Consider the following 23,098-nt stretch of genomic DNA (forward strand, 5'->3'; position numbering starts at 1 on the left):
CCTCGGGTCATGTCGGCGTGGGTGGTTCGTCGGTGGGGATGCGGTACAGGTCGGCCAGGGCCTGGCGGTAGCGGCGGTCGCCGGCGAGGACTTTGGGCATGCAGGATTCGGCCATCGAGCAGCGTCGGCAGCGTTTGTCAGCCGGTGCCGCCGGGAGCGACGCCTCGGCGAGCATCGTTCGAACGGCGGCCGTCGTGGTCTCGACGGTGGTGCGCAGGGTGGCGTCGACGGCTACCTCGTGTCGGCGGCGGTCGGCGGCCGACCAGATGACGGCTTTGTCGATGTCCACGCCGAACATGGCTTCCAGGCACATGGCTTGGGCCGCGACCTGCACGTCGGCGGGTCCGCCCGGCTGGTATCGGCCCGACTTGTGTTCGACGGGTGTGACGGCTTTGCGGCGGATCTCGACTACGTCGCACACGCCGGTCAGGCCGAGGTCGTCGTGCCATACGGGCAGCGCGCGCAGGGTTTTGGTGCCGGGGCGGGTTTCGTGTCCGGGGGTGTGGACGCGTTCGTGGAGGATGGTGCCCCGGACGGTCGCGGCGTCGTCCGCGAACGCGTCTTCCAAGAGGATCAGGCCGGCTTGGCGGCCGCAGTACGTGTAGTGCTCGAGGGCCGAGATCGGTACCTGGGTCGGCTCGGGGGCCGGCGATGCGGGGAGGTTGGGCGCCGTCATCCCACGATGCGCGTCAGGGTGACGCCTTCGGGCAGGTCGCCGTCGAGGATCTCGATCTTGTAGTCGCCGAAGCCGCGGGCGGGGCCGGTGCCGATGGGCTGTACCTGGACGCGGTCCAGGAGTTGGCGGGCCGGGGCTCGGCCGAAGGCGTCGTCGTGGCTGAAGACGTACAGGCCGCGCAGGCTCATCGAGCCGCGGGTGGACGCGCGGTCGTGGTCGAGCATGAGGGTGAAGGCGCGCCAGAAGGCTTCCAGGTCGTCGCCGGTGACGCCGGTACGGGCGGCGAGTGGGGCGCTGAAGTGGCCTTCGCCGACGTACAGGCCGTAGGGGACGATGTGCTTGGAGCCCATCTCGGTGCTTTCGCCCTTGTCGATGTCGGCCTGGCGGGTCTGGGTGACCCGGGTGATGCCGATGTCGAGGGGGAGGACCTCGTCGACGGAGCGGGCGAAGGTGAGTTGCATGGGGCCCTGGACTCGTCCGGCGTGTTTGGTGCCGGTGGTCATGACGGCGCCGAACATGCGGATGTCGTAGAAGGTCTTGCACATCCAGTCGCGGGCGTCGGGTTGGGTGATGTCGTCGCCGAGGGCGGTGTAGGCGCGTTCGTGTTGGGCGTTGAGGGCGACGCCGGCCTCGACGTAGATGTCGAAGCCTTCGCGGCCCTCGTTGAGGAGGGAGATGACGTTGCGGAGCTTGCGCTTGATCGCGACGTCGGTGATCAGGCCCTGGCTGGTGACGGGGTCGAGGCGGGGCATGCCGCCGGCGTCGGGGTCGCCGTTGGGGTTGCCGTCGCGGACGTCGACCATGAAGACGTAGTCGTGCTTGCGGGTGGGGTCGAGGTGCGGTGCGGTCATGGGGGGCTCCGTAAGTGGGTTGTGGGTCAGTCCTGTTGGGCCGCTGCTGCGGCGACGGCCTTGGCTTCGGCGTGTTCGGCGGCGGCTTGGAAGCCGGACTGTCGTTGTTGGTGGTAGCCGAGGGCGAAGCGGGCCTGTTGCTGCGGGGCGAGCGTGGTGGGGAGTACACCCTCGTTGGTGGCGTCGAATCGTGTCCAGATCTCGCCGATCTGCTTGTCGAGGGCGACGGCGGTGGCGGGCCGGTCTCGGCGCAAGCGCTTGAGGTGGGCTTTGGAGCCTCGTTCGAGGTTGAGCAGGACGTGGCGTGGGGCGGTCATGGCCGAGCCGTAGAACTTGTCGGCGACCGTGGCGTTGACGCCCTGGCGACGGCCGTTCTCGTCGATGGTGGAGAGTGCGGCGTGCTGGGTGCTCTCGAAGACGGCGAACAGACGACCGCACAGATACCCGGCGTCGGTTGCTGCCGGGTCGAGTCCGGGCATGGTGATTCCTCCGAAGGAAGAGCGGTTGAGGATCAGCCGCAGTAGGGCGGCCCGCGGACCGTCGACGCGGCGGTCGGAGCGGATGCGTCCGAGCAGATGTGGGAGCAGGTGCGCGGGTGGTGGCAGGCGGTTGAGGGCGCTGCGCAGGAGGGCGTTGTCGAGGCCGTCGGGGACGAGCTTGCCGGTGTAGCGCTTGGCGGTCTTGTCCCAGCGGCCGGCTGCTTGGGTCAGGCGCCACAGCGGGTACCAGGTTGCGGTGCGGTTCCAGCCGCCCCAGGTTTCGTGATCGGCGAACCAGGCGCCCTGGTTGCGGTGCAGTTCGTCGATCGGGATGTCGATCCAGTCGTGGACGACGACGCGGGAGCTGTTGGTGCCCAGGGTCAGGCCGTAGAAACGGTTCGGGTCGACCCGGGCGTTTGCCGCGCGGTTGCGGGCGGGCTCGTTGAGGGTTTCGATGAGGTGGCGGACGTCCTCGGGATCTGGGGCGTCGAAGGCCGCGATCGGGTCCTGTTCGACGGGTTCGCGGGTCCACCAGACCAGGCTCGACGTGCTGCCGCGTCGGCGGTGGCGGTCGTCGGCGAGCAAGGCGTTGAGGGCGGCAACGCCGGTGGATCCGCAGCCGTCGCAGATGGGTGTGTTGGCGAGCTGGAGGAGTCCTTCGCGGGCCTGGGCTGCGGAGTTCACGCTGACGAGTTGGGTCTTTCGGGCCTGGCCGGAGGTGGGGATGGCGCCGGCTTTGATGCTCTCCGGGAGAGTGGAGAGCAGGTTGCCGTTTTCGCCGCAGACCAGGCACAGGCCGTGTCGTCCACCGCCTTTGCGTTCGGCGACGATGTCACGCCACAGGGACTGCGCGGTGGGGCGCAGGTGTGCCCATTCGGCGCCGACCATGATGCCGATCCAGTCGCCGGCGACGAGGTCGTCGGGGATAGGGACGCGGGCCGGGCCGTCGGTGTCGAGGAAGCGGGCGACTGCGCGGGCGACGGGGTCGTGCCTGGCGGCGCTGTCGGTCCAGCGGCGAGCCAGGTCGATGAACGCGCCGCAACGACGGTCGGCCTGGGCATCGGCCTTGGCACTGTCGTTGCGCGCGACGGCGAGGACGTACTCGGCGGTGTCGCACAGGAGCAGGGGCGGCGGGTGGATGCCCGCCCGGTAGGCGTCGGGCGCGGGTACCAGCTTTCCCTTGGGGCCCTTCTCGCCCTTGGCCGGGCGCAGGTCGACCAGGCCGCCGGGGGTGAGTTCGCCGTCCTCCGTGAGCGCGATGAACCAGCGCAAGGCCTTGGGGACGTAGTAGAGCGGGGGCATGTCGGCGCGGGTGCGCGCGTGGTCGCTGAGCTCACGCAGGAGCATCGGTCAGCCCTCGGCGGCGCGTTGGGCCCGGGCGGAGCCCGTGGGCATGTCGACCTCCGCCTCGGACAGCGGGTGTTCAGGGACGAGCAGGACGCCGCGTTCGAGCCGGGCCCTGAACCAGCGGTACTGCTCGCTGCGGTCGCCGTAGATGATCGAGTGCAGCATCACGCCGAGTTCGTCGTCGCGGTCGACGGCGGCGCGGTCCGTCGCGGGGCCGAAGTCGGCGGCGAACTCCCGGCAGCCGAGGAAGGGTTGCGAGAAGCAGGCTCCGCGTTCGACGCGGCGGCGGAGCTGTTCGCGGTACTTGGCCTCGGGCGCGGTGGCGTGCGGCATCAGGTCGATGTGGGCGTGGATGCGGTAGGCGACGTCGCGTAGGGCGACGGTGTTGCGCTGGTCGCGGTCTTCCTCGACGTCGTAGCGGCGGCTCGGGTCGCGGCGGAGCTCACGGATCCGCGGCGGGCTGATGACCGACTTCACCTCGTTGCGGCGCACGCTGAACCAGCGCACCGGCTGGAGAACGTCGATGCGAGTGACGTCGTACTGGAACTCCTTCTTCCAGAAGATCGCTTCCAGAAGGCCACGTGCGGCGGAGGGGGTCATGACGGGGTAGCTGACGCGTTCGACCTTGAGTTCCGGGCGGGTGAAGCAGGCGAGTGGGCCGGATACCTCGACGACGACCGGGGGCGCTGGATGACGGTTGCGTTTGTTCAGCAAGATGTGAAGTCCTCGGGGTTTTCGGGGTGTTCGAGATCGATGCCGCGTTCGGGGTGGTAATGGCTGACCCAGAGCAGGAGGTCGCCGATCACCGGCTCGGCGTGACCTGCTTGGACCGCTTGGCGGGCGGCCGAGCGGGGGAGTGACGCGGTGTAGGGCTGGAGGTCGCGTAGGGGTTGCGGGCCGCACGGGTAGGGCGCGCGCAGAGCCCGGATCGCGGCGAGTACGACGTCCTCTGCTTCTGCGTCGTCCATCAGTACGACGACAGGGCTGGTCGTCTCGTCGTCTATCATGCGGAACTCTTTGGCCACCGTGGGGAAGTCGTGGCGCGCACGGAGGTCTTGGATGCGTTGGCCCAGGCCGTCGTCGCCGAGGCGGCCGTAGCGCAGCCGGTAGTAGCGGGCGAGGGCGGGCAAGTCGTCGGGGTCGGCGAGGTCGGGGCCGAAGTTCTCGAGAGTTGCCTGGATGGCTTGCTTGTACGGCTCGCCGTTCGGACGGCCTCCGTCGGACGGGTCGAATACGACCACGCGTCCTCGGGCGGGCCGCAGCTTGCCTTCGCGGTTGCATCGGCCGGCCGCCTGCTGCAGGGATTCAGCCGGGGCGAACGCGCGGTAGACGGCGGGGAAGTCGAGGTCTACGCCGGCCTCGATGAGGGGCGTGGCGACGACGGCCACCGGCTTGCCTTGCTTCAGCAATTCCTCGACCTTGGCCAGGTTTTCGCGGCGATGCCTGGGCGCCATGCGGGTCGACAGATGCAAGGCCGGTCCGAAGTCGGCTGGGCGGGAATCGGTCAGCGTGCGGTGCACGGTGGCCGCGTTCGCGGTGGTGTTCACGACGACCAAGACCTGCGGCTGCTCTGCCGCTTCGACGGCGATGTCGTCGAGGGTCGGCTGCGGGGTGAGCCGCCATTCGTAGTCGACGCGGCGCAACTTTGCGTAGAGCGGGGCCGGCTCGTGGATCAGGTCGACCGCGCGCACTTCTTCGAAGCCGGATACGGCCATGAACTCGGGCTGGGTGGCCGAGGTGAGCAGCACCGTCGTCCCGTAGTGATCGCATAGCTCGCGCAAGACGGACAGGATCGGGATCAACAACGGGTCGGGCAGTGCCTGGACCTCGTCCAGGACGATGACCGCGCTGGCCAGGCGGTGCAGGCGCCGCATAGCCGCGGGCTTGCGGGAGAACAGCGACTCGAACAGGCGCACCGTCGTGGTGACGATGAAGGGCGAGTCCCAGTTTTCGGCGGCGAGCTTGGCACCGTGTGGGGCCGAGTCGAGGTCGACCGAGCTGTGGTGCTCCAACAGGGACGGTGCCGTGTCGCCGTCGCGCTCCAGGAGGTCGCGGTAGATGGCCGAGTTCTGCTCGGTGATCGAGATGTACGGGACGGCCACGACAACGCGACGCAGTCCCCACTTCGCTGCGTGGTGAAGTCCGAAGCCTCCGGCCGCGAAGGTCTTTCCGGCGCCGGTGGGGACCCCGAGTCGGTGGATGCCGGGTGGCAGGGCGGCTGCGGCGACGGTCTGGGCGTAGACGTCGTCGCGGAGCCGGGTGATATCGGTCTTCGGCCGGTCTTTGAGCTTCTCGGTGCGGCGTTGCTCGAACCGCTGTAGCAGTTCCGGGATGGGAAGGCTCGCCGGGTGCACTGCGGCCGAACCGCTGAAGTGCGCCGAGGTGTCGAGGTAGTCCGCATCGACGACGCAGCTGAAGAGCATTCGGATCAACAGGTCGTAGGCCAGGCCGAGTTCACTCTTCGGGACCGACGCCAGCCACTGTGGGAGCGCGGGTGAAATCTCGGGGCTGATCTCGGGCACGAGCTCGGCGACTGTGGCGATGGTCGCTTCGAGGGCATCGACGGCTTGGGCCGCCTCGTAGAGTTCGTCCTTGAGAGTCTGGGTATCGGGGAGACCGCCGTGATGGCCGAGTACGATCCGCGCGAGGGTGGGCGACAGCGCGCGCTGGGCCAGGAGGGTCCCGGCACGTTTGTGATCGATTCCGACCCGGCCACCGCCGGCTGCTTCGACGGCGAGCAACTTGGACTGCCATGGACACGCGGCCTTGCCTACGTCGTGGACGACCCCGAGATAAGTCGCAGCGGAGTCACCATCGAAAGGTGCTCCAAACTCGCCGGACCGTGCGGCTGTTCCACGCAGATGATCGTCAAGTCGGTGCCGAACACCGGCATCGTTGACGCTGTGCGCCAGTAACTGCATCCATGGCCCCCAGGCACAGAGATACGCGATATGCATATAAGCCGACCAAAGAGTGCCAATGCACTCGCGGTCGGTGGTTGTGAATCTAGGCTGAGTCGAGCACATCAGGGTGCCGATTCGGAAAACTGCTGTTGGGAGCTCTGCTTCGGAACCCCAAGCACACATGCGACACGCGGGTTGCTCCGAGGTCGAAGGTCCGATTCACCCGATGATGGGCTCGTGGAACCGCTGCTTGAAAAGCAAATCCGGCACAGAATCCCTGCTGGCGCAGGGTGGCGGTCGCCCTTCGGGGCGACCGAGGATCGCAACGTCGACCCCGGTGCCAGCGACCCGCTCACCCCCTGGTGGCGGTCGCCCTTCGGGGCGACCGAGGATCGCAACCCGACACAGGGGGCACAGCCCGTCGTCCAGGGCACGGGTGGCGGTCGCCCTTCGGGGCGACCGAGGATCGCAACGCCGCCCAGGTCGGCACCTGCTACCTCGACCTCAACGTGGCGGTCGCCCTTCGGGGCGACCGAGGATCGCAACGGGTACCTGCACGGCGACCCGCCGGTGGGGGCCAGTGGCGGTCGCCCTTCGGGGCGACCGAGGATCGCAACCCGAGGGCGATTTGCCGCGCCCGGATCACCCGGAAGTGGCGGTCGCCCTTCGGGGCGACCGAGGATCGCAACGTGACTCGATCTGTGCTCGGCTGTCCGTCGCCCAGGGGTGGCGGTCGCCCTTCGGGGCGACCGAGGATCGCAACGCCGACCACTTGGTCCTCCGGGAGCCGAGCCATCAGTGGCGGTCGCCCTTCGGGGCGACCGAGGATCGCAACCGCGAAGAGGTGTCGTCGTGAGCAGCAAGAAGACCGTGGCGGTCGCCCTTCGGGGCGACCGAGGATCGCAACACAACACGGTGCGCCGTACTCCCATCCGTCGCGCGTGGCGGTCGCCCTTCGGGGCGACCGAGGATCGCAACTCGCGAGCGCGGCGGGGTCGGACACCAGACCCTCGAGTGGCGGTCGCCCTTCGGGGCGACCGAGGATCGCAACTCGCAGTGGTTGGAGTGCGTGAAGCGCACACCGGTGTGGCGGTCGCCCTTCGGGGCGACCGAGGATCGCAACCGCAGGCGATGGACGTGTTGTCGTCGAGTGGGGAGTGGCGGTCGCCCTTCGGGGCGACCGAGGATCGCAACACCCGTCGGATCGAACTCCTCGTCCTCCCGGGCGGTCGTGGCGGTCGCCCTTCGGGGCGACCGAGGATCGCAACCCGCGGCTACCCGGATGAACTCGGCACCTGCCACAGTGGCGGTCGCCCTTCGGGGCGGTCACCCGAGGATCGCAACGGCCGTGACGCGGACGACAAAGCCCTGAAGTCCACGGTGGCGGTCGCCCTTCGGGGCGACCGAGGATCACAACTCCGGGATGTCTCCCCGGGGAGACAGTGCTGCGGCGTGGCGGTCGCCCTTCGGGGCGGCCGAGGATCGCAACCCGGCCACGACCCCCACCTGACCGTCGAGCAGGCGAGTGGCGGTCGCCCTTCGGGACGACCGAGGATCGCAACTTTGGGCTCACCGATCAGGTGATCGTTGATCCACGTGGCGGTTGCCCTTCGGGGCGACCGAGGATCGCAACGTCATGTCCGGCCTCAGCCGGTCGCCGACTTCAGGAGTGGCGGTCGCCCTCCGGGGTGACCGAGGATCGCAACTGCCAGGGCATGGTGCTGTCGGCCTCGGCCAGTTGGTGGCGGTCGCCCTTCGGGGCGGCTGGGGATCGCAACATGGGCGCGGCCAACGAGCAGTGCCCCCTGACAGATGGCGGTCGCCCTGCTGGGCGACCAAGGATCCCAACTCTGCCGAGCAGACGGCGGTGCTGGACCGGCTGCTGGTGGCGGTCGCCCTTCGGGGGGCCGAGGATCGCAACATGTCTTGGGTCTTTACGACACCCATCGTTATGACGCCGCCGTTACCTTCAGGCGGCCGAGCGTCGCGCCCCAACTGTTGCAGCAGCGGGTATAGCAGTCAGGGCGAATGGATGCTGGTTTCAGAAGCACGGGAGTGGGTCTGACCTGCAGGTTAGCCATTAAAGACCACGCTGCGGGTAGTTCACACCGAAGAGGTCACTGGTTCGATCCCAGTATCGCCCACCCCGGGTCGGAGCCCCGGATTACGAGAGTGGTCCGGGGCTTTGTCGCGTTTGCAGTGGGTGCTCCCGCGATGCCTCTGCGAATCGGGCCGAACGGGCGTTTGGATCGGTGGTGTTCGGGCTGTATCACGTCGGGTGAGGGTTGGTGACGTGGGCCCGGCGTGCCGGTGCACTTCGGGTCGCGCGATGATCCTTTGGTGAGTGATGTCTGTCTGCCGAGCCGTTGTGTGTGGTCGGGGGTTTGTCGGTGACCGGGGCCGGGACCGGGTTGTTGGTTTCGCCCTGGCTCTGGTTGGTGATGCCGCTGGTGGTTTCCGTCGACGCGGTGTTGCCGATCGTGCCCGGTGACGAGCTGGTGATGGCCGCGGCGGCTGTCGCGGACGGGGATCTGCGGTATTTGGCCCTGGTGCTGTTGACCGCCGGAATCGGGGCCTTTGTCGGGGACCAGTGCGCGTACGGGGTCGGGCGGGCGCGGCTGCGTCGCGGGGGTGATGCGGTGCTCGGGCCGCGGCGGCAGAAGGCGATGGACCTGGCCCGGAACGCGCTGGCCAAGGGTGGGATGGCCGCCCTGATCGCCGCCCGGTTTCTGCCCGGTGGGCGTACCGCGGTCAACATGCTGGCGGGCCGGCTGGGCTATCCGCGCCCGCGGTTTCGGGCTGCGACTCTTGTCGGTGCGTTGATCTCGGTGTCGTACGCGATGACGATCGGTACGCTCGCCGGCCACGTCGTCGAGGACAGCCCGCTGCTCGTGGCGCTCGGCGGGATGGCGTTGGGCGCCTCGGTGCCGCTGATCGTCGGGATACCGGCCCGGGTGGTCCGCGCGGCCCGGCGCCGACGCGATGCCGGCGAGGCGACGACGACGGCGGAGGCCTGAGACGCCGGGTGGGGCACGGGATCACCGATCCCGTGCCCCACCCGCGCCTGTTGCGGAAACCTACGACGCCCCGCGCTCGGTCAGCATCGAGCGCATCAGGTCGATCTCCGAACTCTGGCCCACCACCATCGTGTTGGCCAGGTCCTTGACCTGCTGGACCTGGGCGTGCGTCTGGCCCTCACGGGCCATCGCCACGCCCGCCTCGTGGTGCGCGATCATCAGCTGGAGGAACATCACCTCGGCGTCCTTGCCGTGCAACGTCGCCAGCTTGTCCAACTGCGCCTGCGTGGCCATGCCCGGCATCAGCTGGGTGTCCGCGCCCGCCGCCGGCGTGCCGTGCCCGGCGTGGCCCGGCATCGAACCCGGCGTCATCCACTGCATCACCGGCCGGGTCGAACCGAGCGTCAGCCCCCACAGCTGGAGCCAGGACGCCATCCGGCCGATCTGCTCCTGCTGGGTCAACGCGATGTCGTAGGCCAGCTTGCGGGTCGCCTCGTCCTGGGTCAGATCGCGGACCATCATCGCCATCTGCACCGCCTGCGCGTGGTGCGTGCGCATGTCGCGCGCGAACCCCGCGTCGACCGAGTCGTCCGCGGGCGGATTCGGCACCGCGGCCGGCGCCGGGCCGAGCGCGCGCGTCGGCGTCGACGCGGCGGCCGGCTTGGCCGAGTCGCCCGAGTCGGACGAGCAGGCCGCCAGCGCCGGGACCGCGAGCAGCCCCGTGGCGACGATCACCGCGACGCGGGCGCGCGCCCTCGGCGTGCTCATGAGGTCGGCTTCCCGACGCCGCCCGTGCACGGCGAACCGGGCTCCGGAGTCTGCTTGCCTTCCTTGTACTCCTTGATGAACTGGTCCAGGCGCGGGTCGCTCGCGTTGTCCAGCTTGAGCTGCAGGCCCCACGCGGTGGCCACGATCGGCTTGTCGATGCCCTCGTAGGGGCTGAGCATCATGTACGTCTTGCCCTTGACCTTGGCCTTCAGGGCGTCCAACTGGTCGGCGGCCAGGCCCGGTTGGTAGGTGATCCACACCGTGCCGTGCTCCAGCGAGTGCACGCCGTTGCGGTTGGGTATCGCCGAGTCGTAGATCCCGCAGTTCTGCCAGACCGGGTCGTGCTCGCCGCCGACCGGCGGGGTCTGCTTGTAGGTGACGTCCTTGGGCTTGGAGATGTGCCCCTGCGCCGCCGTGAACGTGCTCACCCCGGCGATGTCGCTCTTGGTGTTGGGGTCCGGCTTGACGTCGGCGATGACGTTGTTCGCGCTCGACTTGTTGTCGCCGTCGCTCGACGACATCACCACGGCGGTCAATCCCGCCACCAGGGCGAGGACCGCGACGCCGGAGGCGCCGAAGATGATCGCCGAGCGGCGCTTGGCGGCCTTGCGCTCCGCCTCGCGCTGTGCGGCCACCCGCTCACGGGTCGCCGCCATCTTGGCGGATCGCTGCGCCTTGCCCTGCTTCTTCGAGGTGTTGGGGGACTGTTGCCCCATGGCTCCGCCTTATTCCGATTCCGGGATTCGTCTGTGGACCGTGCGAGGGGTGTGCCGCGCGGATCACGTACGACTGACGCAGAGCACCGTCAGATCGGGAGCGTCCTGGGCGGGCATCGGTGCGAGCGCGATGCCGACGGTGTCCGGTTCGGCCAACCACGGCGGAAGCATCGAGTCCGGCGCGGGCGCGACCACGGGCGGCAGCGGCGGAACGGTGGCGGGCACACACGCGTGCGGGCGATCACCGCACCGGCCCGAACCGTCCCCCTTGTCGTCCGGAGCGCGGGTTTCCCGCTGCTCGTGCGCGGTGTGGTGGATCGGACACACCGTCGGGATCGTCGCGCTCGACGGCAGTGCGTCGGCGTGGATCGGAAAGGCGCTGCCCAGCAGCGCGGCGCACGCCAGGACAGCCCCGGCCAACAGCCGGATCACCGGCCGCAGCGGGACTGCCAGCGAGGCCATCCGTTGCGTCACGGGCCCTATTCTCACCCGAAGGAGTGACCCTGTGGGAAGGCGGGGCGCGATCTTTCGTCGTCGGGAATCGTTCGGGAGTCATCGGGACCCGGCAGCGAGGGGGCAGGTGCCTCCGCCGGCGGGCGCTCGGCCCGGGCCCGGCCCGCCCCCGGCCCACGACCGGTGCGGCGAAACCGGGGCGAGACGCACCCCTGCGGCTCGATAGCATCGGTGTACGAGCGATCCTCGCTCCGCAGCACCCGAAACACGCAGCACGCCACAACCACACGTCAGGAGACGAACGGTGTCCCAAGCCCGAGTGATCATCAGCCGCGACCCGGACCGGGACGAGCGGGTGGTGACCACGGGCACGACGGCTGCCGACCTCTTCGAAGGCGACCGCTCGGTGGTCGCCGCGCGCGTGGCCGGCCGGTTGGTGGACCTGGCCTACGAAGTCGCCGACGGCGACGAGATCGAGCCGGTCGAGATGGGCTCCCAGGACGGCCTGAACATCCTGCGCCACTCCGCCGCGCACGTGCTGGCGCAGGCCGTACAGGAACTGTTCCCCGAGGCCAAGCTCGGCATCGGCCCGCCGATCAAGGACGGCTTCTACTACGACTTCGACGTCGAGACCCCGTTCCACCCCGACGATCTCAAGCGCATCGAGAAGAAGATGCAGGAGATCATCAAGCAGGGCCAGCGCTTCGCCCGCCGGGTCACCACCGACGAGGACGCCCGCGCCGAGTTGGCCGACGAGCCGTACAAGCTGGAGCTGATCGGCCTCAAGGGCTCCGCCGCCGAGGCCGCCGAGGGCGCGTCCGCCGAGGTCGGCGCCGGTGAGCTGACCATCTACGACAACCTGAACGCGAAGACCGGCGAGCTGTGCTGGAAGGACCTGTGCCGCGGCCCGCACCTGCCCACCACGCGCAACATCCCCGCGTTCAAGCTGATGCGCTCGGCCGCCGCCTACTGGCGCGGCAGCGAGAAGAACAAGCAGCTCCAGCGCATCTACGGCACCGCGTGGCCGAGCAAGGACGAGCTGAAGGCCTACACGACCTTCCTGGAGGAGGCCGAGAAGCGCGACCACCGCAAGCTCGGCGCCGAGCTCGACCTGTTCTCCATCCCCGAGGAGATCGGCTCCGGCCTGGCCGTCTTCCACCCCAAGGGCGGCATCATCCGCCGCACCATGGAGGACTACTCGCGGCGCCGGCACGAGGAGGCGGGCTACGAGTTCGTCTACACGCCGCACGCCACCAAGGGCAAGCTCTTCGAGGTGTCCGGCCACCTGGACTGGTACGCCGACGGCATGTACCCGCCCATGGAGTTGGACGAGGGGCAGAGCTACTACCTCAAGCCGATGAACTGCCCGATGCACAACCTGATCTACCGGGCCCGGGGGCGCTCCTACCGGGAGTTCCCGCTGCGCCTGTTCGAGTTCGGCACGGTCTACCGCTACGAGAAGTCGGGTGTGGTGCACGGGCTGACCCGCGCGCGCGGCTTCACCCAGGACGACGCGCACATCTACTGCACGCGCGACCAGATGGCCGGCGAGCTGGACTCGCTGCTGACCTTCGTGCTCAACCTGCTGCGCGACTACGGGCTCGACGACTTCTACCTGGAGCTGTCCACCAGGGACCCGGAGAAGTCGATCGGCACCGAGGAGAACTGGACCGAGGCCACCGAGACGCTGCGCCAGGCCGCGCAGAAGCAGGGCCTGGAACTCGTCGACGACCCGGGCGGCGCCGCGTTCTACGGCCCGAAGATCTCGGTCCAGGCCAAGGACGCGATCGGGCGGACCTGGCAGATGTCGACCATCCAGGTCGACTTCAACCTGCCGGAGCGCTTCGACCTCGAATACACCGCCTCGGACGGCACCCGGCAGCAGCCGGTGATGATCCACCGCGCGCTGTTCGGCTCGATCGAGCGGTTCTTCGCGGTCCTGCTCGAGCACTACGCGGGCAAGATGCCGCCGTGGCTCGCGCCGGTCCAGGTGGTCGGCATCCCGATCACCGAGGAGCACGTGCCCTACCTCGAAGAGGTCGCGGCCAAGCTCAAGGCACACGGCATCCGGGTCGAGATCGACGACTCGGCGGACCGCATGCAGAAGAAGATCCGCAACGCCAACAAGTACAAGATCCCGTACATGCTCCTCGCCGGCGACGAGGACGTGCAGGCGGGCGCGGTGAGCTTCCGCTACCGCAGCGGCGAGCAGAACAACGGTGTCCCGGTCGACGACGCGGTGGCCGAGATCGTCAAGGCCGTGCAGGACCGCATCCAGATCTGACGAGGTGCCGGCAACCGTGGCCCGGTGCCCGCGCGACAGTGCGCGGTCACCGGGTCGCGGCCCATCGCGGACCACGGCATATGCTTCCTGGCATGACGAGCGAGCCCGAGATCCAGGATGGGGTCGGGGGACCGGATGCCTTCGGGCGGCTGTGGACTCCCCATCGGATGGCGTACATCAAGGGTGAGAACAAGCCGTCGGGGCCGACCCCCGACGACGGGTGCCCGTTCTGCCGGATTCCCTCGCTGAGCGACGCCGACGGGCTCGTGGTCGCGCGCGGCGAGCAGGTCTACGCGGTGCTGAATCTGTATCCGTACAACGGCGGCCACCTCATGGTGGTCCCGTATCGGCATGTCGCGGACTACACCGACCTCGACGACGCCGAGACGATCGAGCTGGCCCGGTTCACCAAGTCGGCGATGACCACACTGCGCAAGGTGTCCGGCGCGCAGGGGTTCAACATCGGGATGAACCAGGGCCACGTCGCCGGGGCGGGGATCGCCGCGCATCTGCACCAGCATCTGGTGCCGCGCTGGGGCGGCGACACCAACTTCATGCCCGTGGTCGGGCACACCAAGGTGCTGCCGCAACTGCTCGCGGACACGCGCGAGATGTTGGCCGCCGCCTGGCCGGTCGACTGACCCGGTCGGTCGGGACCCGGTGGGCGCGGGCGGTCCGGTGGCAGGATCCAAGCGGTTGTTGAGGAGAAGAGCTTTGAGCGCACGACCGGTTCTGGTGTACGACGGCGACTGCGGATTCTGTACGCGGTCGGTGGAGTTCGCGCAGAAGTACATCCCGTTCGACGCCGACGTGGTGGCCTGGCAGTTCGCCGAGTTGGAGGAACTGGGCGTCGAGCAGCACCGCGCCGAGCACGAGGTGCTGTGGGTGACCCCGGTGGGCACCGTGTACGGCGGGCATCACGCGGTGGCCAAGCTGCTGATGAACGCGCGCGGCCCGTGGTCGCTGGCCGGCGCCGCACTGCGGGTGCAACCGGTGAGCATCGCCGCGCACGGCGTCTACCGCCTGGTCGCGGACAACCGGGATCGCATGCCCGGCGGAACCCCTGCCTGCGCGATGCCCGCCCATCTGCGGCCGGACACCGTCAGCGTCGCGGGGTGACCCGCCGCACGGCCCTCGCGGTGGCCGCGTGCTCGGTCGCCGCGTACCTGCTCCTGGGCACCTTCGGGTCCGCCGACATGTGGTGGCTGGGCGATCTGAAGGTGTATCGCCAGGGTGGGCTGGACGTGCTCGCCGGGCACGGTGAGCTGTACACGATCCGGCCGCGGCGACTGCCGTTCACCTACACACCGTGGGCCGGGTTGACCTTCACGCCGCTGGCGTGGTTGCCGTGGGGCGCGGTCCGGGTGCTCGGAGTGCTGGGCAATCTCGCGCTGCTCGGTACGGCGGTGTGGCTCGCGTGGGGGATCCTCGGGCTGCGCGGCGACGCCCGGGTGCGCGCGAGCGCGTTGAGCGCGGCGGCGTTGTTGTGGACCGAGCCGGTCCAGGAGAACCTGCGGTTCGGGCAGATCAATCTGCTGCTGCTGGTCCTGGTGCTGACCGATGTCGCGCGTCCGCGCGGTGCGCGGTTCGCGGGGGTCGGCGTCGGGCTGGCCGCCGGGCTCAAGCTGACGCCGGCGATCTTCATCCCATATCTCCTGCTGACCGGGCGCGTGCGCGAGGGGCTGACCGCGCTTGGGGTGTTCGTCGGGACGTTCGCGGCGGCGTTCGCGGTGTTGCCGCGCGAGTGTGCGCGCTACTGGGGCGGGTTGTTCCTGGACGACACCCGGATCGGGCTGGCCCAGTTCCCCGGCAATCAGTCCGTCAACGGCGCGGTGACCCGGCAGTTCGGCGCGCAGTCGCCGCCGGGGTGGTTGTGGCCGCTGCTCGCGGTGCTGGTCGCGGCGGTCGGCATGACGCTCGCGGTCGCGGCGGCACGGCGCGGGGCGGCGCTGGCCGGCATGGGGTTCTGCGCGCTGACCGCGCTGTTGGTGTCGCCGATCTCCTGGACGCATCACTGGGTGTGGGCGTTGCCACTGGTGATCGTGCTGGTCGACCGGGTGCGGCGGATGCGTTCGTGGCCGGCCTGGGGTGCATTGGCCGCGGTGTTCGCGGTCGCCGCGGCCTATCCGATGCAGCGGGCCAGGGTGTCCGGGGTGCTGCCGAGCGGGATCGTGTGGACGGTGCCGTTCGGGGACGGCGCGGAGTTGGACCTGCACGGGTGGCAGTTGGTCGTGGGCAACGCGTATGTGCTCGTCGGCCTGGCCGCGTTGCTCGTCGGTGCCTGCTCGCTGCTCGCGAACGAGCGCGCCATTCACCTGTTCGACCGGTTTGGCGCCGGTCGTCGAGCCTGACCGCGAACCCCCTTCGTAGACTCGTCGTACTTTCAGGTGATCCGTCCCGCCGTCGACGGCACGCGGTCACCGAGCGGACGACGAGGCGGGCACGATGCGGGCGAAGGCGCGACGCGCGGGCGGTTCGATCGTCACGGCCCACCGCACCGCCCACGTCCCGGGCCGTGTGCCGGGCCCGGTCTCGGGCCCCGTCTCGGGCCTTGCTTCGAGGCTTGCCTCAAGGCTGCGGATCGGCCGCCGGCGGGGGGCGGACAGTGATTCGAACGATGATCGGATCATGCCTACACTGGGCCGAACGAGGATCGGCCCAGTCGCCACAAGGGCGGCGAAGGGCACGGGGGCGGAGACGACGGACGTGCGGCACGAGGCTCCCTCGATCGACGACGCCGGGACTTCGGACCCCGCCGAGTCGCCCGCCGCACCGGCCGGCCCCACCGCGCGAACCCGCCGTGCCGCCTGGTCTACCCGCAAGGCCCGGTCGATCGGCATCGCCGTGGTCGGGGTGCTGCTCACGATCGGGATCATCATCACCGTGGGTGGCGCCGCACCGCCCCCGCCGACGACTCGGCCGCTGCTGCTCGGCGGCGTGATACCCGGCCCCGACGGGCCGATCGTGCTGCCCACCGACACGCCGGCGGCGCCGCCCACCGAGGCCGAACGGGCCTGGCTGGCCGAGGGCACCGTGCCGGGCGGAACCGGGCGATACCGGGAGATGGCCGAGCGCGCACTCCTGGACATGCGGGTGCTGAGCCGGCCGGACGGGTCGGTGGCCGCCGCGTGGTACGGGATCTGGAAGTACGTCTGGCCGCGCGACGCCGCCTGGGTCGCGGCGGCCTTCACCGCCACCGGACACGACCGGGAGGCGCTCGCGGTACTGCGCCGATTGGCCACGCTGCAACGGCCGGACGGCACCTGGGAGGCGCGCTACCGGCTGGACGGCGGACCGGTCGGGGACCGGCGGGCGGCGCAATTGGACGGCAACGGATGGGTGCCGTGGGCGATTTGGTTCTGGTACGTACACCAGGACCCGAAGGCGCCGGAAACGGTGGCCGCGCTCGGCGAGTTGTGGCCGACGGTACGCGGCGCCAGTGACGCGGCGGCCGGCCGGTTGGGCGCGGACGGGCTGCCGCCGCGCGGGTCGGACTACTGGGAGACGCGTACCGACCAGGTCACCCTGGGCACCGCCGCGCCGCTGTCGGCCGGCCTGCGGGCGTCCGCCGACCTGGCCCGGCGAACCGGCGACGCGGCCGGCGCGCAACGTTGGGCGGGCGCCTCGGCTCGCCTCGACCACGGCATCGAGGCCGCGTTCGGCCCGCACGACTACCCGCGCACGGCGTCGGCCAAGGGCGGCGCGGACACCGCGGTGACCTGGCTGGGCCCGCCCTTCGCGGCGCCGAACGCCAAGGTCGCCGGCGCGGTCCGCAAGTCGGCCGAACTGCTCACGCTGCCCAACGGCGGCATCCTCCCCGGCGAGCACTGGGCCGGCGACCCCACCGCGGCCTGGACCCCCGAGACTGCCTCGTTCGCCCTGTTCGGCGCGGCGAGCGGAGACCGGGCGGGCGCGGAGAGCCGGCTGAGCTGGCTCGCCGACCACCGAACGGCCTACGGCTCACTACCGGAAAAGGTCGACGCACACGGCAAACCGGCCTCGGTCGCCCCGTTGGCGTGGACCTCGGCGACGGTGGTGTTGGCGTTGGCGGCATTGGACGGGCCACTGCCGATCCCTTGACCGCAGGCGGCTCCCTCGCGCACTCCATCGCGCCGGCACGGTCGCGGAGCGGGCCGGCAACCGGCTCGGCCGGGGACGAGTCCGCTCCGCGTCGCCGTGCGCGCTCGTGCCGCTCCGCGCCCGGGTGGCTACCCTGCGGCGGTCAGGACTCGGTCTCCGCCGTCACCTTCGCCGCCAACTGGCTGGGCATCGGTTCGTGCCGGCAGTAGGCGCGGGCGAACTGGCCGGTGCCGTGGCTGATCGAGCGCAGGTCGATGGCGTAGCGGCTGATCTCGATCTCCGGGACCTCGGCGCGGATCAGGGTGCGGCCGGAGCCGATCGGCTCGGTGCCCACGACCCGGCCGCGACGTGAGCTCAGGTCGCTGAGCACACCGCCCACGTACTCGTCGGAGACCGTCACCTGCACCTCGGACACCGGCTCCAGGAGGTGGATCCGGGTGCTCGCGGCGGCCTCGCGCAGCGCCAGCGAGCCGGCCATCTGGAAGGCCATGTCGGACGAGTCGACCGAGTGCGCCTTGCCGTCGGTCAGCGTCACCCGCAGGTCCACCATCGGGTAGCCGGCCGCGACGCCCTTGTCCATCTGCGCCCGCACGCCCTTCTCCACCGAAGGGATGAAGTTGCGCGGCACCGAGCCGCCGAACACCTTGTCCACGAACTCGAAGCCGGAGCCGCCGGGCAGCGGTTCGACGTCGATCTCGCAGATCGCGAACTGGCCGTGGCCGCCGGACTGTTTCACGTGGCGCCCACGCCCGCTCGCCTTCTCCGCGAACGTCTCGCGCAGCGACACCTTGTGCGCGACCGCGTCCACCGCGACCCCGTACCGGGTGCGCAGCCGGTCCAGCAGCACCTCCACGTGTGCCTCGCCCATGCACCACAGCACCAGCTGGTGGGTGTCGGTGTTGTGCTCCAGGCGCAGCGTGGGGTCCTCGGCGACCAGGCGCGCCAGCGACTGGGAGAGCTTGTCCTCGTCCGCCTTGCTGTGCGCCCGGATCGCCACCGGGAGCAGCGGGTCGGGCATCATCCACGGCTCCATCAGCAGCGGATCGTCCTTGTCCGAGATGGTGTCGCCGGTCTCGGCCCGGGTCAGCTTGGCGATCGCCACGATGTCGCCGGCGATGCCGCGGTTGAGCGAGCGCTGCTGCTTGCCCAGCGGGATCGACATCGCGCCGATCCGCTCGTCCAGGTCGTGGTCCTCGTGCCCACGATCGGCCATCCCGTGTCCGGAGACGTGCACCGTCATGTCCGGGCGCAGGGTGCCGGAGAAGATCCGCACCAGCGAGATCCGGCCCACGTACGGGTCGGAGGTGGTCTTGATCACCTCGGCGGCCAGCGGCCCCTCGGGGTCGCAGGTCAGCGGGTCGCGCGGCTTGCCGTCGGGGGTGGTCACCGGCAACACCTCGTGCTCCGGGGGCGCGGGACAGGCCCGGACGATGCCCTCGAGCAGCTCGATGGTGCCCAGTCCGTCGGGGGCGACCGCGAGCACCGGGTAGAACGAGCCGCGCGCCACCGCCGTCTCCAGGTCGGCGATCAGCGTGTCCACGTCGATCTGCTCGCCGGAGAGGTAACGGTCCATCAGGGACTCGTCCTCGCTCTCCGCGATGATGCCCTCGATCAGCCGGTTGCGGGCGTCCTCGATCAGCGGCAGGTGCTCCGGATCGGGGGCGACCGTTACGCGCGTGCCCGAGGAGTAGTCGTGCACCCGCTGGGTGAGCAGGCCCATCAGGCCCGCGACGCTCTCGTCCTCGCCGTGCAGCGGCAGGTAGAGCGGCAACACGGTGTCCGAGTCGGGGTCGCCGAACACCCGCTGACAGATCAGCACCATCTCGTCGAAGTCGGCCCGTGCCTGGTCGAGCTTGGTGATCACGATCGCGCGCGGCATGTTGATCGACGCGCACTCGTCCCAGATCATCCGGGTCGAGCCGTCCACTCCGTCGGCGGCCGAGACCACGAACAGCGCGGCGTCCGCGGCGCGCAGGCCCGCCCGCAGGTCGCCGACGAAGTCCGCGTAGCCGGGGGTGTCGAGCAGGTTGATCTTGACCCCGTCGAACTCGACGGGGGACAGCGACAGCGCCACCGAGCGGTGTTGGCGGTGTTCGATGTCCTCGAAGTCGGACACGGTCGTCCCGTCCTCGACGCGACCGGCCCGCGGAATCGTCCCGGTCGCCACGAGCAGGGACTCCACCAATGTCGTCTTGCCCGACCCCGTGTGGCCCACCAGCACCACGTTGCGCACCGAGTCCGGGCTCGCCGGCGCGGTTACCCTGCCGACGGTTCCGGCGCTTGCTCCGGATTTATCCGCCATGTGCCACCTCCTGGTTGTCCATCTGTGCGGTCGTCGTCGACGTCCCGGACGCGCAGGTGCAAGTCGGTCGTCGGTACGCCAACGTCCGCAAATCGATTCCTGAACGGCAGCATTGCCCCGACGTCCGACCGAGTACAAGTGTCCTCGCCGTACGCGCCGGCTCCAACGCGGCACGCCCGGGTGCGGCACGCCCGGCCGACGGGGGGCTCGGGAGGTGCGACCGCGTCAGTACGATGGGCGCACCAGGCGGGTCGAGTCCCTCGGATCCCCCGCCGCCCCGGCAATCCTTCGGGAAGGCGATGCTCAACAAATACGCTCGTGCCTTCTTCACGCGTGTGCTCACCCCGTTCGCGAGCTTTCTGCTGCGCCACAACGTGAGTCCGGACACGGTGACGCTGATCGGCACCCTCGGGGTGGTCGTCGCGGCGCTGGTGTTCTTTCCCATCGGCTGGTTCCTCGTCGGCACGCTCGTGATCACCGCGTTCATCTTCTCCGACCTGGTCGACGGCAACATGGCCCGCCAGTTGGGCCGCTCGACCAAGTGGGGGGCCTTCCTCGACTCCACGCTCGACCGGGTCGCGGACGCCGCGATCTTCGGCGCGCTCGCCATCTGGTTCGCCGGCGACGGCGACAACCTGCGCATGTGCGTACTGGCGATCGTCTGCCTGGGCTCCGGCCAGGTGGTGTCCTACTGCAAGGCCCGGGCCGAGAGCCTGGGTCTGGCCTGTGACGTCTCCGGGCTGATCGAGCGCGCCGAGCGACTGGTCATCTCGCTGGTGGCGACCGGTCTCGACGGACTGGGCGTGCCGTACATCCAGGAGGCCGCACTGTGGTTCATCGCGGTGGGCAGCCTGATCACCGTCTTCCAGCGGATGATCGCGGTCTACCGTTCGGCGTCGCGGATCGACAACGCGCTGCCCGGAGGTGACAAGGCATGAGCGATCTCGGGCAGCGGCTGGCGGACACCGGGTACGCCCTGGGCTGGTCCGTGGTCAAGCGCCTGCCCGAACCGGTCGCCACGGGGCTCTTCCGGCGGATCGCCGACGTGGCCTGGCGACGACGCGGCGACGGCGTGCGCCGACTGGAGGCCAATCTGCGGCGCGTGCTGGGCCCGGACGCCACGCCCGAACAGGTCCGCGCGGTCTCGCGCGAGGGGATGCGGTCCTACCTGCGCTACTACCAGGAGGCGTTTCGGCTGCCGGTCTGGGACGAGGCGACCGTGTTGTCCCGGATGGAGTGCGACCTGACGCTGCTCGACGAGTGCAGCGCCCGCGGCAAGGGTGTCGTCTTCGCCCTCCCGCACATGGGCAACTGGGACCACGCCGGCGCCTGGATCACCCTCAAGGGTTATCCGTTCACCACCGTCGCCGAGCGGCTGAAGCCGGAATCGCTCTACCGGCGGTTCGTCGACTACCGCGAGTCGCTGGGGATGGAGGTGCTGCCGCTCACCGGCGGCGAGGGCAACACGTTCGGCACGCTGGCCCGCCGGTTGCGCGAGGGCCGGTTGTTGTGCCTGCTCTCCGACCGGGACCTGACCGCCGCCGGGGTGCCGGTCGACTTCTTCGGCGAGCCGACCCGGATGGCCGCAGGCCCCGCCGCGCTCGCGGTGCAGACCGGCGCGGCGCTGATCCCGGTCACCCTCCCGTGGGACGGCAAGGTCATCCGGGCCACGCTGCACCCCGAGATCGAGGTACCGGCCGAGGGCACGCGCCGGGAGAAGATCGCGCTGATGACGCAGCAGGTCGCCGACGCCTACGCGCGGGCGATCGCCCGCGACCCGCAGGACTGGCACATGCTCCAGCCGCTGTGGCTCGCCGATCTGGACGAACGCCGGCTCGCGCGGATCGGGGAGGCCAAGTGAGGATCGGCGTCGTCTGCCCCTACTCGTGGGACGTGCCCGGCGGGGTGCAGTACCACGTGCGTGATCTGGCGGCGAACCTGATCGCGCGCGGACACGAGGTTTCGGTGCTGGCGCCGGCCGACGACGACACGCCGCTGCCGGACTACGTGGTGCCGGCCGGGCGGGCCGTGCCGGTGCGCTACAACGGCTCGGTGGCTCGGCTCAACTTCGGCTTCCTGTCCGCGGCGCGGGTGCGGCGGTGGATCCACGACGGCCACTTCGACGTACTGCACATCCACGAACCGGCCACGCCCAGCCTGTCGTTGCTCGCCTGCTGGGCCGCGTCCGGGCCGGTGGTGGCCACGTTCCACACGTCCAACACCCGCTCGCGCGCGATGATCGCGGCCTATCCGATCCTGCAGCCGGCCCTGGAGAAGATCAGCGCCCGGATCGCGGTCAGCGAGTACGCGCGCCGCACCCTGGTCGAACACCTCGGCGGCGACGCGGTGGTCATCCCCAATGGCGTGGATGTCGGCTTCTTCGCCGACGCGCCCTTCGAGCCGCACTGGCAGGGCACCCCCGAGGCGCCCACCATCGGCTTCATCGGCCGGATCGACGAATCGCGCAAGGGACTGCCCACGCTGATCGAGGCGTTCCCGCGGATCGTCGAGGCGTTCCCGGGGGTACGGCTCCTGGTCGCCGGGCGCGGCGACGCGGAGGAGGCGGTCGAGGACCTGCCGGCGGCGCTGCGCGCACAGGTCACCTTCCTGGGCATGGTCAGCGACCTGGACAAGGCCCGGTTGTTGCGCAGCGTGGATGTGTACGTGGCGCCCAACACCGGCGGCGAGAGCTTCGGGATCATCCTGGTCGAGGCGATGTCGGCGTCCGCGCCGGTGCTGGCCAGCGACCTGGACGCGTTCCGGCAGGTGCTCGACGGTGGGCGGGCGGGGGAGTTGTTCGCGGTCGAGGACGCCGACGCGCTGGCCGCTGCGGCGGTGGGGCTGTTGCGCGATCCGGTGCGGCGGGCGGAGTTGCGGGACGTCGGGCGCAAGCATGTGCGGCGCTACGACTGGGAGACGGTCGGTACGGACATCCTGGGCGTGTACGAGACGGTCACCGCCGGGGCGCCTGCGGCTTAGGCGGTTTTGGCCTCAAACGCCGGCCGGGCTGTTGGGTGCTTGCCCGGGTTGTCGGGTGGCCTCGCCTGGGTTGTCGGGTGGCCTCGGCCGGGGTGAAGGGTGGCCTCAAGCGCCGGCCGGGCTGTTGGGTGCTTGCCCGGGTTGTCGGTGGCCTCGCCCGGGCTGTCGGTGGGCCTCAGGCGGGGTGGAGGGTGGCCCCGACCCGAGTGGAGGTGGCCTTGCCGAAGTGGAGGGTGGTCCCAA

Annotated in this window: 18 protein-coding genes and 1 CRISPR repeat array; of the genes, 9 read left to right on the forward strand and 9 right to left on the reverse strand. The window is 70.2% G+C overall.

Translation table 11 applies throughout. The features are described 5' to 3' along the window. Window positions 1–7 precede the first annotated feature (7 nt). Genes cas4 through ABIA38_RS25130 form a run of 5 tightly spaced genes read right to left on the reverse strand, consistent with a single transcriptional unit; the run spans window position 8 to window position 6,310 of the window. On the reverse strand, window positions 8–676 hold the full coding sequence (cas4, locus tag ABIA38_RS25110; protein WP_424641068.1) for a CRISPR-associated protein Cas4: 669 nt from the start codon (window positions 674–676) through the stop codon (window positions 8–10). Continuing rightward, window positions 673–1,527: a type I-C CRISPR-associated protein Cas7/Csd2 gene (gene cas7c, locus ABIA38_RS25115; RefSeq protein WP_424641069.1), complete on the reverse strand. Its 855-nt coding sequence runs from the start codon at window positions 1,525–1,527 to the stop codon at window positions 673–675. The genes cas4 and cas7c overlap by 4 nt, the downstream gene beginning before the upstream one ends. A 26-nt stretch (window positions 1,528–1,553) precedes the next feature. Continuing rightward, window positions 1,554–3,353, reverse strand: coding sequence for a type I-C CRISPR-associated protein Cas8c/Csd1 (gene cas8c / locus ABIA38_RS25120; protein WP_424641070.1), 1,800 nt, complete (start codon window positions 3,351–3,353; stop codon window positions 1,554–1,556). 3 nt (window positions 3,354–3,356) lie between these two features. Further along, on the reverse strand, window positions 3,357–4,067 hold the full coding sequence (gene cas5c / locus ABIA38_RS25125) for a type I-C CRISPR-associated protein Cas5c (RefSeq protein WP_424641071.1): 711 nt from the start codon (window positions 4,065–4,067) through the stop codon (window positions 3,357–3,359). After that, window positions 4,061–6,310, reverse strand: a complete 2,250-nt coding sequence (locus ABIA38_RS25130) for a CRISPR-associated endonuclease Cas3'' (RefSeq protein WP_424641072.1) — start codon at window positions 6,308–6,310, stop codon at window positions 4,061–4,063. The genes cas5c and ABIA38_RS25130 overlap by 7 nt, the downstream gene beginning before the upstream one ends. 236 nt (window positions 6,311–6,546) lie before the next feature. Continuing rightward, window positions 6,547–7,525: direct repeats of the CRISPR family, unit length 37 nt; unit sequence GTGGCGGTCGCCCTTCGGGGCGACCGAGGATCGCAAC. A 1,121-nt stretch (window positions 7,526–8,646) separates the two neighbouring features. On the opposite strand from ABIA38_RS25130, the gene ABIA38_RS25135 reads away from it, so the two are divergent. Then, on the forward strand, window positions 8,647–9,273 hold the full coding sequence (locus tag ABIA38_RS25135) for a DedA family protein (RefSeq protein WP_424641073.1): 627 nt from the start codon (window positions 8,647–8,649) through the stop codon (window positions 9,271–9,273). Window positions 9,274–9,333: 60 nt separating this feature from the next. Here ABIA38_RS25135 and ABIA38_RS25140 read toward each other — a convergent pair whose 3' ends face one another. The 3 genes from ABIA38_RS25140 to ABIA38_RS25150 all read right to left on the reverse strand — a co-directional run bounded on the left by ABIA38_RS25140 (window position 9,334) and on the right by ABIA38_RS25150 (window position 11,231). Beyond that, complete coding sequence (locus tag ABIA38_RS25140) at window positions 9,334–10,041, reverse strand: DUF305 domain-containing protein (protein WP_424641074.1); 708 nt, start codon at window positions 10,039–10,041, stop codon at window positions 9,334–9,336. Then, complete coding sequence (locus tag ABIA38_RS25145; protein ID WP_424641075.1) at window positions 10,038–10,757, reverse strand: DUF3105 domain-containing protein; 720 nt, start codon at window positions 10,755–10,757, stop codon at window positions 10,038–10,040. Before ABIA38_RS25145 ends, ABIA38_RS25140 begins: the two co-directional genes overlap by 4 nt. A gap of 63 nt (window positions 10,758–10,820) precedes the next feature. Then, window positions 10,821–11,231 (reverse strand): hypothetical protein, encoded by a 411-nt coding sequence (locus ABIA38_RS25150; protein WP_424641076.1) that lies wholly within the window; start codon window positions 11,229–11,231, stop codon window positions 10,821–10,823. A gap of 283 nt (window positions 11,232–11,514) precedes the next feature. Here ABIA38_RS25150 and thrS point away from each other — a divergent pair, with 283 nt between their 5' ends. The 5 genes from thrS to ABIA38_RS25175 all read left to right on the forward strand — a co-directional run bounded on the left by thrS (window position 11,515) and on the right by ABIA38_RS25175 (window position 17,574). Continuing rightward, the gene (gene thrS, locus ABIA38_RS25155; protein WP_424641077.1) at window positions 11,515–13,494 is read left to right on the forward strand and encodes a threonine--tRNA ligase; all 1,980 of its coding nucleotides are present in this window, start codon (window positions 11,515–11,517) and stop codon (window positions 13,492–13,494) included. An 80-nt stretch (window positions 13,495–13,574) separates the two neighbouring features. Further along, complete coding sequence (locus ABIA38_RS25160; RefSeq protein WP_424641078.1) at window positions 13,575–14,135, forward strand: HIT family protein; 561 nt, start codon at window positions 13,575–13,577, stop codon at window positions 14,133–14,135. A 73-nt stretch (window positions 14,136–14,208) separates the two neighbouring features. Then, window positions 14,209–14,613 carry a thiol-disulfide oxidoreductase DCC family protein gene (locus ABIA38_RS25165; protein WP_424641079.1) on the forward strand — a complete coding sequence of 135 codons (405 nt, stop codon included), beginning with the start codon at window positions 14,209–14,211 and terminating at the stop codon, window positions 14,611–14,613. Next, the gene (locus ABIA38_RS25170) at window positions 14,610–15,845 is read left to right on the forward strand and encodes a glycosyltransferase 87 family protein (protein ID WP_424641080.1); all 1,236 of its coding nucleotides are present in this window, start codon (window positions 14,610–14,612) and stop codon (window positions 15,843–15,845) included. The genes ABIA38_RS25165 and ABIA38_RS25170 overlap by 4 nt, the downstream gene beginning before the upstream one ends. A gap of 355 nt (window positions 15,846–16,200) precedes the next feature. Next, on the forward strand, window positions 16,201–17,574 hold the full coding sequence (locus ABIA38_RS25175; protein ID WP_424641081.1) for a hypothetical protein: 1,374 nt from the start codon (window positions 16,201–16,203) through the stop codon (window positions 17,572–17,574). A 142-nt stretch (window positions 17,575–17,716) separates the two neighbouring features. Here the strand turns inward: ABIA38_RS25175 and ABIA38_RS25180 are convergent, their stop codons facing one another. After that, complete coding sequence (locus ABIA38_RS25180) at window positions 17,717–19,876, reverse strand: elongation factor G-like protein EF-G2 (protein WP_424641082.1); 2,160 nt, start codon at window positions 19,874–19,876, stop codon at window positions 17,717–17,719. Between the two features lie 233 nt (window positions 19,877–20,109). Here ABIA38_RS25180 and pgsA point away from each other — a divergent pair, with 233 nt between their 5' ends. The 3 genes from pgsA to ABIA38_RS25195 are packed head-to-tail and all read left to right on the forward strand — an operon-like array spanning window position 20,110 to window position 22,855. Beyond that, entirely contained in the window at window positions 20,110–20,814 is a 705-nt protein-coding gene (pgsA, locus tag ABIA38_RS25185; RefSeq protein WP_424641083.1) for a phosphatidylinositol phosphate synthase, read from the forward strand. Beyond that, window positions 20,811–21,737 carry a phosphatidylinositol mannoside acyltransferase gene (locus ABIA38_RS25190; protein WP_424641084.1) on the forward strand — a complete coding sequence of 309 codons (927 nt, stop codon included), beginning with the start codon at window positions 20,811–20,813 and terminating at the stop codon, window positions 21,735–21,737. The genes pgsA and ABIA38_RS25190 overlap by 4 nt, the downstream gene beginning before the upstream one ends. Further along, on the forward strand, window positions 21,734–22,855 hold the full coding sequence (locus tag ABIA38_RS25195; protein WP_424641085.1) for a glycosyltransferase family 4 protein: 1,122 nt from the start codon (window positions 21,734–21,736) through the stop codon (window positions 22,853–22,855). The genes ABIA38_RS25190 and ABIA38_RS25195 overlap by 4 nt, the downstream gene beginning before the upstream one ends. The last annotated feature ends 243 nt before the right edge of the window (window positions 22,856–23,098 follow it).

The organism is Embleya sp. AB8 (assembly GCF_049739465.1).
GTDB lineage: Bacteria > Actinomycetota > Actinomycetes > Streptomycetales > Streptomycetaceae > Embleya.